At 67.3% G+C, this 13,021-nt stretch carries 10 protein-coding genes, 1 tRNA gene and 1 pseudogene; 3 read left to right on the top strand and 9 right to left on the bottom strand.

What is annotated here, in order from left to right; all coding sequences use genetic code 11:
* Nucleotides 1-82 precede the first annotated feature (82 nt).
* From uvrB to polA, 5 genes are all read right to left on the bottom strand, one after another.
* Nucleotides 83-2,149, bottom strand: coding sequence for an excinuclease ABC subunit UvrB (gene uvrB / locus O159_RS05655; protein ID WP_021754783.1), 2,067 nt, complete (start codon nucleotides 2,147-2,149; stop codon nucleotides 83-85).
* Nucleotides 2,150-2,226: 77 nt separating this feature from the next.
* Complete coding sequence (gene coaE / locus O159_RS05650; RefSeq protein ID WP_021754782.1) at nucleotides 2,227-2,823, bottom strand: dephospho-CoA kinase; 597 nt, start codon at nucleotides 2,821-2,823, stop codon at nucleotides 2,227-2,229.
* A gap of 63 nt (nucleotides 2,824-2,886) precedes the next feature.
* Nucleotides 2,887-4,329, bottom strand: a complete 1,443-nt coding sequence (gene rpsA, locus O159_RS05645) for a 30S ribosomal protein S1 (protein WP_021754781.1) — start codon at nucleotides 4,327-4,329, stop codon at nucleotides 2,887-2,889.
* A 255-nt stretch (nucleotides 4,330-4,584) separates the two neighbouring features.
* On the bottom strand, nucleotides 4,585-6,258 hold the full coding sequence (locus O159_RS05640; protein WP_021754780.1) for a DUF885 domain-containing protein: 1,674 nt from the start codon (nucleotides 6,256-6,258) through the stop codon (nucleotides 4,585-4,587).
* Between the two features lie 39 nt (nucleotides 6,259-6,297).
* Nucleotides 6,298-8,988: a DNA polymerase I gene (gene polA / locus O159_RS05635; protein WP_043993551.1), complete on the bottom strand. Its 2,691-nt coding sequence runs from the start codon at nucleotides 8,986-8,988 to the stop codon at nucleotides 6,298-6,300.
* Between the two features lie 67 nt (nucleotides 8,989-9,055).
* Between polA and O159_RS05630 the strand changes: the two genes are divergently transcribed.
* A complete protein-coding gene (locus tag O159_RS05630; RefSeq protein WP_021754778.1) occupies nucleotides 9,056-9,460 on the top strand; it encodes a hotdog fold thioesterase in 405 nt (134 codons plus the stop codon).
* Nucleotides 9,461-9,529: 69 nt separating this feature from the next.
* On the opposite strand, the gene O159_RS05625 is transcribed toward O159_RS05630, so the two are convergent.
* On the bottom strand, nucleotides 9,530-10,135 hold the full coding sequence (locus O159_RS05625) for an ANTAR domain-containing response regulator (RefSeq protein ID WP_021754777.1): 606 nt from the start codon (nucleotides 10,133-10,135) through the stop codon (nucleotides 9,530-9,532).
* 38 nt (nucleotides 10,136-10,173) lie between these two features.
* Here O159_RS05625 and O159_RS05620 point away from each other — a divergent pair.
* Nucleotides 10,174-10,257 (top strand) — tRNA-Leu (locus tag O159_RS05620).
* 113 nt (nucleotides 10,258-10,370) lie between these two features.
* On the opposite strand, the gene O159_RS05615 is transcribed toward O159_RS05620, so the two are convergent.
* The 3 genes and pseudogenes from O159_RS05615 to O159_RS15210 form a co-directional block, all read right to left on the bottom strand.
* The gene (locus tag O159_RS05615; RefSeq protein WP_021754776.1) at nucleotides 10,371-10,853 is read right to left on the bottom strand and encodes an FBP domain-containing protein; all 483 of its coding nucleotides are present in this window, start codon (nucleotides 10,851-10,853) and stop codon (nucleotides 10,371-10,373) included.
* A gap of 110 nt (nucleotides 10,854-10,963) precedes the next feature.
* Nucleotides 10,964-11,530: pseudogene (locus O159_RS15215) on the bottom strand (IS30 family transposase); the annotation flags it as partial.
* Nucleotides 11,457-11,711 (bottom strand): hypothetical protein, encoded by a 255-nt coding sequence (locus O159_RS15210; RefSeq protein ID WP_201766212.1) that lies wholly within the window; start codon nucleotides 11,709-11,711, stop codon nucleotides 11,457-11,459. The pseudogene O159_RS15215 and the gene O159_RS15210, both read right to left, overlap by 74 nt.
* Before the next feature lie 436 nt (nucleotides 11,712-12,147).
* Here O159_RS15210 and O159_RS05605 point away from each other — a divergent pair, with 436 nt between their 5' ends.
* A complete protein-coding gene (locus O159_RS05605; RefSeq protein ID WP_021754774.1) occupies nucleotides 12,148-12,945 on the top strand; it encodes a hypothetical protein in 798 nt (265 codons plus the stop codon).
* The last annotated feature ends 76 nt before the right edge of the window (nucleotides 12,946-13,021 follow it).

Below are 13,021 nucleotides of genomic sequence, written 5' to 3'. Positions count from 1 at the left end.
TCGACGATGGCACAGTGCCGGCAACCGTCGACCCCCTCGGCGTCAGTCGGCCGTCGCGCGCCACGCGGTGACCGTGGCGGAGTCAGCCCAGGTGGCCGGCCTTCTCCATCTGCCGCAGGTCGCGCTTGAGGTCCGACAGTTCATCGCGCAGTCGCGCCGCCAGCTCGAACTTCAGCTCGCCCGCGGCGGCGAGCATCTGAGCGTTGAGGTCGGCGATCAGCGACTCGAGTTCGGCCGCACCCTGCGCCGCGATCCCGCCAGACCGGAGAGAGGGGGTGGGGCTCTTCCGCTTCTGGTCCCGTCCGGCGAGGATCGAGGCGGTGTCGGCCTCCTCGCGGGCGAGGATGTCGGTGATGTCGGCGATGCGTTTGCGGAGCGGTTGGGGGTCGATGCCGTTGACGCGGTTGTACTCCACCTGCAGGTCGCGACGGCGGCTGGTCTCTTCGATGGCCTTCTTCATCGAGTCGGTGAGAACGTCGGCATACATGTGGACCTCACCGGAGACGTTCCGGGCGGCGCGGCCGATGGTCTGGATGAGCGACGTCGACGAGCGGAGGAAGCCCTCTTTGTCCGCGTCCAGGATCGCGACGAGCGACACCTCCGGCAGGTCGAGTCCCTCGCGCAGGAGGTTGATGCCGACGAGGACGTCGAACACACCCGAGCGCAGTTCGGTGAGGAGCTCGACCCGGCGGAGCGTGTCGACGTCCGCGTGCAAGTAGCGGACCTTGACCCCGGCCTCGGCGAGGAAGTCGGTGAGCTCCTCGGTCATCTTCTTCGTCAGCGTGGTGACGAGCACGCGCTCGTCGCGCTCCGCCCGCGCCCGGATCGCTTCGAGCAGATCGTCGATCTGTCCCTTGGTCGGCTTGACGACGATCTGCGGGTCGACCAGCCCGGTCGGACGGATGATCTGCTCCACGACGCCGTCGGCGATGCCCAGCTCGTACTGGCCGGGGGTGGCCGAGAGGTAGACGGTCTGCCCGACGCGCTCCTTGAACTCGTTCCAGCGCAGCGGCCGGTTGTCCATCGCGCTCGGAAGCCGGAAGCCGTGCTCCACGAGTGTGCGCTTGCGGGAAGCGTCGCCCTCGTACATCGCGCCGATCTGCGGAACGGTGACGTGCGACTCATCGATCACGACGAGGAAGTCGTCGGGGAAGTAGTCCAGGAGGCAGTGCGGGGCCTCCCCCGGCGCACGGCCGTCGATGTGGCGCGAGTAGTTCTCGATGCCCGAGCAGAAACCGATCTGCTCCATCATCTCGAGGTCGAACTGGGTGCGCATCCGGAGGCGCTGCGCCTCCAGCAGCTTGCCCTCGCGCTCCAGCTCCACCAGACGGTCGTGCAGTTCGGTCTGAATGGTGCCGATCGCTCGCTGCATGGTCGCGGGACTCGCGGCGTAGTGGGTCGCCGGGAACACGGACACGGCATCCATCCGGGCCAGGACCTCGCCGGTGAGCGGGTGCAGCGAGTAGAGCGCCTCGATCTCGTCTCCGAACAGCTCGATGCGCACAGCGTGCTCCTCGTAGACCGGGATGATCTCGATCGTGTCGCCGCGCACACGGAACTTCCCCCGCGAGAAATCGACGTCGTTGCGCTCGTACTGCATAGCGACGAACCGGCGGATGAGCTGATCGCGGCCGACGTTCTGACCCACCTGCAGAGCGACCATCGCCTCGAGGTATTCCTCCGCCGCGCCGAGGCCGTAGATGCAGGAGACGGTGGAGACCACCACGACATCCCGGCGGCTCAGCAGCGAGTTGGTGGTGGAGTGCCGCAGCCGCTCCACCTCCGCGTTGATCGAGGAGTCCTTCTCGATGAAGGTGTCCGTCTGCGGGACATACGCCTCGGGCTGGTAGTAGTCGTAGTACGACACGAAATACTCGACGGCGTTGTTCGGCAGCAGCTCGCGGAACTCGTTCGCGAGCTGAGCGGCGAGCGTCTTGTTGTGGGCGAGCACGAGGGTCGGCCGCTGCACCGCCTCCACGAGCCACGCCGTCGTCGCCGATTTGCCGGTGCCGGTGGCCCCCAGCAGCACCACGTCCGTCTCCCCCGCGGTGATACGGCCCGCGAGCTCTGCGATCGCCTGTGGCTGATCGCCGCTCGGCTGATACTCGCTGACGACCTCGAACGGACGGACGACACGGGTGGGTTCCATGATCCCAGTCTAGGAAGGACCGCCGACATCGCGGCCACCGTGCGCTCAGAGCGGAACGGGCGCCGTGCGCGACCGCCTCAGCCGCGCAGGCGCCCCCACAGGGCGTCGACCTGCCGTCGGGTCTCCTCCAGCGTCCCACCCGTGTGGATCACATGGTCAGCCGCGGACAGACGCTCCGCATCGGAGGCCTGCGAGCCGATCCGGCGTTCGGCCTCGGCGGCGTCCATCCCCCGCAGCTCGACCAGGCGGCGCGCGCGCGTGGCGGCATCGGCGTGGGCCACCACGACGAGATCGAACGGGTACCGGTTGGCCGACTCGACCAGCAGCGGCACGTCGTACACCACGATGGCGTCGGGATCGGCCGCGGCGGCGGCCTCGAAGCGCGCCGTGGATTCGCGCAGCACGGCGGGGTGCGTGATGCCGTTGAGAATCTGCAACGCCGCCGGGTCGCCGAACACGATCGAGCCCAGCGCGGGCCGGTCGAGGCCGCCATCGGGGGCGATCACCCCGTCCCCGAACGCACGGCGGATCTCGGCGAGAGCAGGGGTTCCGGGCTCCACGATCTCGCGGGCGATGCGGTCGGCGTCCACCACGACAGCGCCGAGTTCGGCGAGACGGGAGGCGATGGTCGATTTTCCAGAGGCGATCCCGCCCGTGAGTCCGATCAGCTGCACCCCGCCAGCCTACGCGGCGAGGCAGAGGACACACCGCCCGCCCGCCCACGGCGAGAGACGTACTCAGTTGCTGGAGCTGAGCTTCTCGCGCAGAGCCGCGAGGGACTCGTCGTCGGCGAGGGTGCCACCGGCACCGGTCTCGCTCGAGTAGGAGGCGCTGCCGGCGTCGGCTGAGGCCTCTTCGAGCCCCTTCGCCACCTGGCGCTTGTGCGCCTCCCAGCGAGCCTGGGCCGCGGCGTACTGCTGCTCCCACTCCTCGCGCTGGGTGTCGAACCCGTCTTTCCACTCGTTGGTCTCCGCGTCAAAGCCATCGGGGTACTTGTAGTTCCCCTGCTCGTCGTACTCGGTGACCATGCCGTAGAGGGCCGGGTCGAACTCGGCGCCTTCGGGGTCGACGCCCTCGTTCGCCTGCTTGAGGCTGAGCGAGATGCGGCGGCGCTCCAGGTCGATGTCGATGACCTTGACGAAGACCTCTTCGCCGACCGACACGACCTGCTCGGCGAGTTCGACGTGCTTGCCGGAGAGCTCCGAGATGTGGACCAGACCTTCGATGCCGTCCGCGACGCGGACGAAGGCGCCGAACGGAACCAGCTTGGTGACCTTGCCCGGTGCGACCTGACCGATCGCGTGGGTGCGGGCGAAGACCTGCCACGGGTCTTCTTGAGTCGCTTTCAGGGACAGCGAGACGCGCTCGCGGTCCAGGTCGACCTCGAGGATCTCGACGGTGACCTCCTGGCCGACCTCGACGACCTCGGAGGCGTGCTCGATGTGCTTCCAGGACAGCTCGGAGACGTGTACGAGCCCGTCCACGCCGCCCAGGTCGACGAACGCGCCGAAGTTGACGATCGAGGAGACGACGCCCTTGCGGACCTGACCCTTGTGCAGGTTGTTGAGGAACGTGGTGCGCGACTCGGACTGGGTCTGCTCGAGCAGAACCCGACGCGACAGGACCACGTTGTTGCGGTTCTTGTCGAGTTCGAGGATCTTGGCCTCGATCTCCTGGCCCAGGTACGGAGTCAGATCGCGGACGCGGCGCAGCTCTATGAGCGACGCCGGCAGGAAGCCGCGCAGGCCGATGTCGACGATGAGCCCGCCCTTGACGACCTCGATCACGGTGCCGGTGACAACGCCGTCGGCCTCCTTGATCTTCTCCACATCGCCCCACGCGCGCTCGTACTGCGCGCGCTTCTTGGACAGGATGAGGCGGCCTTCTTTGTCCTCTTTCTGGAGAACGAGCGCCTCGACGGTGTCGCCAACGTCGACGACCTCGGTGGGGTCGATGTCATGCTTGATGGAAAGCTCACGCGAGGGGATGACGCCCTCGGTCTTGTAACCGACGTCGAGGAGCACCTCGTCCCGGTCGATCTTGACGACGGTGCCCTCGATGAGGTCGCCGTCGTTGAAGAACTTCAGTGTCTTTTCGACCGCGGCAAGAAAGTCCTCGGCGGACCCGATGTCGTTGACGGCGACCTGCTTCGGCGCCTTGTCGGTCGTTGCGGTTGTCATGTAGTGAATGCTCCATAATGGACAGAATTCGGGCCGGACGCGAACACACTGTGTGGTCTTCCGCGAACGGCGGCGGATAGAAAGGTCACATGAGTGACAATCCAGTCTACCCAGGCGGCGCAGGATGCGGCAAGCTGGGCACCCGCGAGGTCACGGAGCGCCGGTTCCCGCTCGGGGAGCACGTCGCGCAGGCGTGCCCCGCCGAAGCGCTGGCGCCCGCCCCGAGCGCGGAACAGCGAGGTCGCCCCGGAAGCGTCAATCCAGGAGTGCCGAGGTCAGCGTGTCCAGGCCGACGCCGCCGATGTCCAGTGCCTTCTTGTGGAACGCCTTGATGTCGAACGCGGCGCCGTCGCGGCGGGCACACTCGTCGCGCAGCTGCTCCCAGATGCGCTGACCGATCTTGTACGACGGCGCCTGACCCGGCCAGCCGAGGTAGCGGTTCACCTCGAAGCGCACAAACCCCGCGTTCATGTTCACATTCCGGCCGAGGAACGCGAACGCGTCCTCGCCGGTCCAGGCACGGGAGCCGTCCGGGAGCTGCTTCTCGAGGTGGACGCCGATGTCGAGCACGACGCGGGCGGCGCGCATCCGCTGGCCGTCGAGCATCCCGAGCCGGTCGGCCGGGTCGTCGAGGTAGCCGAGCTGCTCCATGAGGCGTTCCGCGTACAGCGCCCACCCCTCGGCGTGACCGGAGGTTCCCGCGATGCGGCGCCAGGAGTTCAGCTGCGCCTTGTTCCAGGTCGCCTGGGCGATCTGGAGGTGGTGGCCAGGAACGCCCTCGTGGTAGACGGTCGTCAGCTCGCGCCAGGTGTCGAACTCGGTGACGCCCTCGGGGACGCTCCACCACATCCGCCCAGCGCGCGCGAAATCGTCGCTCGGGCCGGTGTAGTAGATCCCGCCCTCCTGCGTGGGGGCGATCATGCACTCGAGACGGCGGATCTCCGCCGGGATGTCGAAGTGGGACGAGCCGAGCTCCTCGATCGCGCGGTCGCTGGTCTCCTGCATCCACGTCCGGAGCGCGTCCGTGCCGTGCAGCTTGCGGCTCGCATCGCCGTCGAGGAAGGCGATCGCCTCGAGCACGGACGCGCCAGGCTTGATCTCGTTCGCAATGGACTCTTGCTCGGCCACCATGCGCGCGAGCTCCTCGATGCCCCACTCGTAGGTCTCGTCGAGGTCGACCGTCGCTCCCAGGAAGTCGCGGGATGCGAGCGCGTAGAGTTCGCGGCCCACGGCGTCCTTCTCCGGGGCGTGCGGGGCGAGCTCATCGCGGAGGAAGGAGCACAGAGCGGCGTAAGCGGCGGCGGACTCCTCCGCACCGGCGGCCAGCTCGGCCTTCAGCGATGCGGGGAGCTCCGCGTCGCCGGCCTTCGCCGCGCCGGTGAACGCGAAGAAGAATCCGCTGGTCGCGACCTGTTTGTTGGCCTGGGTCAGAACCTCGCGCACCTGGCGGATGGCCGGGACATTGCCCGCGGCGATCCCGCTGCGGAGGGTCTGGATGTAGCCGTCCATCGCCGCCGGCAGATTGTGCAAGCGCTTGGCGACGCTGGCCCAGTCCTCCTCGGTTTCCGTCGGCACGAGATCGAAGATGTCGCGCAGCTCCTGAGCCGGCGACGCGATGACGTTGAGGTCGCGCTGAGCGAAGCCCGCCTCGTTCTTCTCGATCCGCAGTTGCAGGTCGCGGGTCAGATCGAGCTTGGTGATCCGGTCGACCTCGTCGACGGGCTCCGCGGCCTGGATGCGGGCGAGAGTCTCCTTGACCTTCGCGGTGGCCCGCTCCGCTCCGGCGGGTGAGTAGTCGCCGTATTCGCCCTCGCGGCCAGACTGGCCGAGCCAGACGTGATACTCGGGGAACAGCTCCAATTGGGTGTCGACCCACTCCTCCGCGATCGCGTCGACCGGCGTGGGCTCGCGCTTGTCTGCGTTGGTCATGCTCCGAGCCTAAACGACCGCCGGGCGAGTGCGAGCGGCTCAGTGGGCGGCGGAGTCCCAGGTCGAGCCGCGCCCGATCTGGACGTCGAGGGGCACATGGAGATCGGCGGCGCCGGCCATCCGGGCGCGGACGATCGCTTCCAGAGCATCCCCTTCGCCCGGCGCGACTTCGAAGATCAGCTCGTCGTGGACTTGGAGGAGCATCCGCGAGCCGAGCCGCTGGTCACTCATGTCGCCGGCGATCCCGAGCATGGCGAGCTTCATGATGTCGGCCGCCGAACCTTGGATAGGCGCGTTGAGGGCCTGACGCTCGGCGTTCTCACGCAAAACGCGGTTGGTCGAGGTGAGATCGGCGAACGGACGGCGGCGGCCGAAGATCGTCTCGGTGAAGCCGTCGACGCGCGCCTGCTCGACCACGTTGCGGAGGTAGTCGCGCACGGCTCCGAACCGCTCGAAGTAGCCGGTCATCAGCTCTCGCGCCTCGGACGTTTCGATGCGAAGCTGCTTGGAGAGCCCGAAAGCGCTGAGCCCGTAGGCGAGGCCGTAGGACATCGCTTTGACCTTGGTCCGCATGAGCGGGGTGACCTCCTCGGGCGGAACCCCGAAAACGCGGGAACCGACGAAGCGGTGCAGGTCTTCACCGGCGTTGAACGCTTCGATGAGGCCAGGGTCCTCCGAGAGGTGCGCCATGATGCGCATCTCGATCTGCGAGTAGTCCGCCGTCAGCAGTGTCTCGTACTCGCCGCCCGAGACGAACGACGAGCGGATCTCGCGGCCTTCCTCGGTGCGGATCGGGATGTTCTGCAGATTCGGGTCGTTGGAGGAGATCCGACCGGTCGAGGTGCCGGTCTGATCGTACGTGGTGTGGATGCGGCCGTCGCCGGTGACCGAGCGCTCCAGCGTCTCCACGATCTGCTTCAGCTTGGTGGCGTCGCGATGCTGGAGAAGCAGGCCGAGGAAGGGGTGCGGGCTTTTCTCCTGCAGATCGGTGAGGGAGGCCGCGTCCGTCGAATAGCCGGTCTTCATCGAGCGGGTCTTCGGCATCCCGAGCTCCTCGAACAGCACCTGCTGGAGCTGTTTGGGCGAGCCGAGGTTGATCTCGTGCCCGATCTCGGCGTACGCTCGGGCCGCGAGATCGCTGGCTTTGCCCGTCAGCCGATCGCGCAGGCGGGTGAGCGCCGCCGCGTCGATCGCGACGCCGTCCAGCTCCATCTCGGCGAGCACGGCGACCAGGGGCAGCTCGATCTCGTCGAGAACCGCGCGAGTGCGCTCGTCCAGGGTAGTGGCCTGGCCGTCTGCGACGCGCCGGACGAACCAGGCTTCGGTCGCAGGGCTCACCGCGTCGGCGAGCGGGACGAGCTGGTTCGGGTCGGACACCGGCAGCGTCTCGCCAAGCACCTCCCACACTTGCTCGGCGAGTGACTGCGGCGCCGATCCCGGTTTCACGAGCCAGGAGGCGATGCGAGTGTCGAAGGCGAGGCCGTCCACGGCGAAACCGGCGCGGAGGAGGGTCTTGAGCTGGGGTTTGGCGTGGAAGAAGCACTTCCGGGCCGGGCTCGCGAGCCACTCCGTGAGCGCTGCGGCGTCGTGGCTCGCGTCATCCCAGGGCACGTAGACAGTGGCGGTGGCGGTGGCGAGCCCGAAGCCGACCAGCGAAGGACCGTGCTTCCCCGCCGGGCCGACCTCCAGCTGGACGGCGACGGACCCGCCCTCCGCGGAAGCCGCCGACAGCCAGTGCGCGAGCTCCTCGCCCACGAACACACGAACAGGCGGGGCCGTCGTCGCCGCACCCGCGTCGCCGGTGCCGGAGAGGGCGGCCGCTCCCTCGAGCATCCCGTCCTCGGCGGCGGTCTTCAGCAAACGGTCGAGCAGCGTTTTGAACTGCAGGCGCGCGAAGATGTCGCGCACGGCGTTCTCGTCCAGGGGCCGCCGAGCGAGGGCCGACGGGCCGACGGGCAGCTCCACATCGTCCAGGAGCTTGTTGAGGCGGCGGTTGCGGAGGGCGTTCTCCTGCTGGTCGCGGAGGTTCTGGCCGACCACGCCTGCGATCTCGCCGGCGTGCGCGACGATGTTCTCGACCGTGCCGTACCGCTGCACCCATTTGACAGCGGTCTTCTCGCCGACCTTGTCGATCCCGATCAGGTTGTCGCTGGTCTCACCGACCAGCGCCGCGATCTCGGGGTACTGGTGCGGCTCGACGCCGTAGCGCTCGCGCACGGCGACCGGATCGTAGACCTTCAGCTCGGAGACGCCGCGGACATTCGGGTAGAGCAGCGTGACCTCGTCGGTGACGAGCTGGATGGTGTCCCGGTCGCCCGAGACCAGGAGCACGCGATAGCCCTCCTCGACGCCGCGGCGCGCCAGGGTGGCCAGGATGTCGTCGGCCTCGTAGTCCTCTTTGGCGATGGTCTGGATGTTCATCGCGTGCAGAGCCTCTTCGAGGAGCGGAACCTGGCCGGCGAACTCGGGCGGGGTCTCGCCACGGGTGCCCTTGTACTCGGGGTATTCGCGCGTGCGGAACGAGGCGCGGGAGACGTCGAACGCCACCGCGAGGTGGGTCGGCTTCTGCTGCTGCAGCAGATTGATCAGCATCGCGATGAAGCCGTGGATGGCATTCGTGTGCTGCCCCTCCCGATTGACGAAGCTGTCCACCGGCAGGGCGTAGAAGGCCCGGAACGCCAGTGAATGGCCGTCGATCACGAGAAGGGTAGGCTTTTCGGAGTCTGACACCGGACCAGCCTACAAGCCGCCGGTGACACTCCAGGCGCCAACCGACGATGGCGAGAAAGGCCGATACATGACCGAGGATGCGCTCGCGTACGTTCAGCGGAGGGGGCTCGGCGCGCTGGCCGAGAAGATGGCCATCGAGATGCTCGAGTTCACCATCGAGCGGGCGGTGGCGCGGATGCCGGTCGCCGGCAACACGCAGCCCGCCGATCTGCTGCACGGCGGCGCGTATATGGTCCTCGGCGAGTCGCTCGGCTCCATGTCGGCGAATCTCCACGCCGGGGAGGGCCGGCTGGCCGTCGGCATCGAGATCAACGCCTCGCACACGCGCTCCGCGACCTCCGGCTACGTCACGGGCGTCTGCACGCCCATCCATCTCGGCCGCACGCTCACGACGCACGAGATCGCCGTCACCGACGACCAGGGCCGCCACTGCTCCACAATCCGCATCACGAACCTGATCAAAGAGCGCTGAATCGCCCTCGATTCTCCGTTGTCCCGGGCCGCGAGCGACGTGTCGCCGGAACAACGGAGGAATCGTTGGCTATTTCTTGGGGCCGAGCTGCTCGATGATGGCCTGGGCGACGTCGTGCATGGTAAGACGGCGGTCCATAGAGGCTTTCTGTATCCAGCGGAAGGCGTCAGGCTCGGAGAGGGCCATCTTCTCGTTGAGGAGGCCTTTGGCGCGGTCCACGAGCTTGCGGGTCTCGAATCGCTGCACCATATCAGTGACCTCCGCTTCGAGGGCGAGGATCTGCTGATGGCGCGCGAGGGCGATCTCGATGGCGGGCAGAAGGTCGTTCGGGGTGAACGGTTTGACGACATAGGCGAGCGCGCCGGCTTCGCTGGCACGCTCGACGAGTTCCTTCTGGCTGAACGCTGTCAGCAGCACGACGGGAGCGATGTGGTCCTTGGACAGACGCTCGGCGGCGGAGATCCCATCCAGCTGAGGCATCTTGACATCCATGATCACCAGATCAGGGCGGAGCCCGGTCGCCAGCGCGACAGCGGTCTCGCCGTCACCGGCTTCCCCGACGACCTCGAAACCGTTGTCGCTCAGGATCTCCACGATGTCGAGGCGGATGAGCGACTCATCTTCCGCGACGACAACGCGGCGGGGTGCGGTGGGGGTGGTTTCCTGGTCAGTCACGCAGAGAAGCCTACGGTATTGTTTCTGTGTTGTTGTGCGCCGCTGTGGCGGAACGGCAGACGCGGAGCACTCAAAATGCTTTGTCCTTCACGGGCGTGTGGGTTCGAATCCCACCAGCGGCACAACCGGGAGGCCTACCCGTTCCACCGGGTGGGCCTCGACGCGGAGAGCGGGCGCAGAACGCGGAGTCTCGAAGGATGAAGAGCGACAGGTCAGAGCCGGTCGCGTCCGAGGATCAGAGCCGCGCGCCGACGACGATGGCGGCGAAGCGTCGCGCTCGCTCGGCGAGTCCAGCGATCCGCTCGTCCGTTGCGCGCTCGATATCGAAGCCGACGAACTGCGGCGGCGGAGTGCGGCGGACGTTCTCGCAGCACTCGAACGCTCCGCAGACGAAAGCGCCGACCGTGTCGCCGCTGCGGCCGGCCCGGCCGACCCGGCGAGCAGACCAGAAAAAGACATCGCGGACATAGTGGACGTCCTGGCACCAGCCGCACATCGCCGGGCTATGGGAGCGCAGGGACGCCTCCGAGGCGCGCAGCAGAAGGCCCACCGGCCGCCCGGCGACCGGGATGACGACGTAGCCGCGCTGGGGCAGCTTGGGGTCGCGCCAGCCGAGGTACTCGCGGCGCTCCCAATGGATCTCGTGTACACCGGGCGGCAGCGGGAGATCGGCGGCTTCGGAAGCGGAGCAGTTGACGAACGAATCCAGGCTCTGCATGGGCACACCTCCACCGAATAGATTGCGCTCGCGCCCCATGCTCGCACATGTTCCCGGCCTCGACGCGCGGGCGGAGGCGGGACGGCGGGGACCGGCTCATGGGGTGGGTTCTAACAGTGGTCGCAACACTTGAAGAGGGTGTTCGGGGTCTTCCAGCCGAGGATTTTGCGGGGTCGGTTGTTGAGTTCGGCGGCGACGAGGGCGAGCTCTTTCGGGGTGTGTGTTCTGAGGTCGGTGCGTTTGGGGAAGTAGTCCCGCAAGAGCCGATTCGTGTTCTCGTTGCTGCCGCGCTGCCAGGGCGAGTGCGGGTCGCAGGAGTAGATTCTCGTTCCTGTTGCGCGGCTGATCTCTTCATGTCTCGCCATTTCCCAGCCCTGGTCCCAGGTGATTGAGCGGCGTAGTTCGGGCGGGAGCGCCGCGAGAGCAGGGACGAGCTGATCGCGGAGGCTCTCGGATCTGTTGACAGCGTCAACAGGCAACAGGAGAGTGAACCGGGTCGTTCGCTCGACGAGTGTGGCAATCGCCGAACGGTTGCCGAGCCCCATGATGAGGTCGCCTTCCCAGGCTCCGGGGACGCTGCGGTCCGTGGGCGCGAACGGACGGTCATGGATCGTGAGCGCAGCGTTGAATCGGATCCTGCGCCGGGCGATCACGCGGGGTGCTTTGCGTCTGTCGCGTTACCCGCTCGTCCTCCGATAAGAACCGGGCCGAGACTGTCGTCACCACCGGAACCTCATCGATCGGCGGATAGTAACGCACTTTGCCCGTGACCAGGTCGCGATGTTTCCACCCGTTCCGCCAGTTGTTGCCCAGCTTGCGGCGAATCCCGAGCATCCGGCAGATCTCGGAGGTGTTCATTCCCTGCCGCCACAACTCGATATATCATGCACGCTCGGCCGACATCGGTGCCGGCCCGGTCATCTTCTGCGACGTCCTTACAAGTGTCATAACAACTCCCGAAACTAGCCGGTGTTGCGACCACTGTTAGAACCCGCCCGGCCTCTTTGCGCGGCACCGGAACACATGTGGAAATACAAATTGGATGTCCGAGCTTTATCCTGACATACTTGCACCGCTGCACACCCGAATCTGCAGCACTTCGTATCCATAAAACGATCTCAGGAAAAGGGTGTGTCGTGTCTGTCCAGTACAACCGTGTCCAGAACAACCGCTTCGCTCTCTTCGCCGCTGCGCTCTCCGGATTCGTCCTCGCGGCCCTCCTCATCGGTAGCGCTCCCGCCACTGCCACCGCCCCAGCCGCACAGACGGCACCGCCGGCTCCGCCATCACAGCCATGTGGGCCTGGGGCAACCCCATCGACAAGGCGGTCGATGAGCGTGGGATGGGTCAGCCCGCGTTCCAGCCGAGCGCTCTGTCGGCCTTCGCCTCCGCCCACCAGCTGAAAACGGTATACTTCTCCGTGCCGTGGGCAGCCGACCAGGGCCCGTTCAGCGCCTGGCTCCGCTCCGCGGTGAAGGCGTTGCACGGCGCGGGCGTCACCACGGTGGCCGCCCTCGGCGGCGACGCATCGTGGGCCAGCCAACCGGAGCTCGCCGCCGCCTGGACACAATCGGCCCTCACCGCCGCCCCCTTCGACGCCGTGCAATTCGATGTCGAACCGTGGGTGAACGCCACCGACAACCAGCTGCCGGGCATCGCCGGCAACCTCAACAACATGTACGACGCGGCCGCTCAAGCGGCCGAAAAGGTCCCGATCGGCGCCGACCTGCCCTGGTGGCTCGCGGCGAAACCCGCACCCAGCGGTGGGACGCTGTTCGGCGACCTGCTCTCCCACCTCCGCTCTGTCGCGATCGTCGCATTCATCGACCACGCTGAGGGAGAGGACGGCATCGTCACCCTCGCCCGCCCCGCCGCTGCTGCGGCCAGCGCGGCCCACATCCCGTTCACGATCGGGGTGGAGACGGACACTCCCGAAGTGGCCGGCAGTGCGAATGCGACCTTCGGCGATGACTCCGCAGCGGCCCTGGAAGGACAGGCGACGATCGTGCGCTCCCGGTTCTCCGAGCTGAGCGGCTACAGCGGGGTCGCTGTGGAGCACCTGCTCTCCTGGAAAAATCTGCTGAACCGATAGCGCAGGCCGTCCCGCCCACCGGGTCCTTCAGCCACGCCGACGGGTCGGGCCCCGGCCCGTCGGCGCGGGGACTTCG

The organism is Leifsonia xyli subsp. cynodontis DSM 46306, from assembly GCF_000470775.1.
GTDB classification, from domain to species: domain Bacteria; phylum Actinomycetota; class Actinomycetes; order Actinomycetales; family Microbacteriaceae; genus Leifsonia; species Leifsonia cynodontis.
This window is presented reverse-complemented; position numbering and strand designations above follow the sequence as displayed.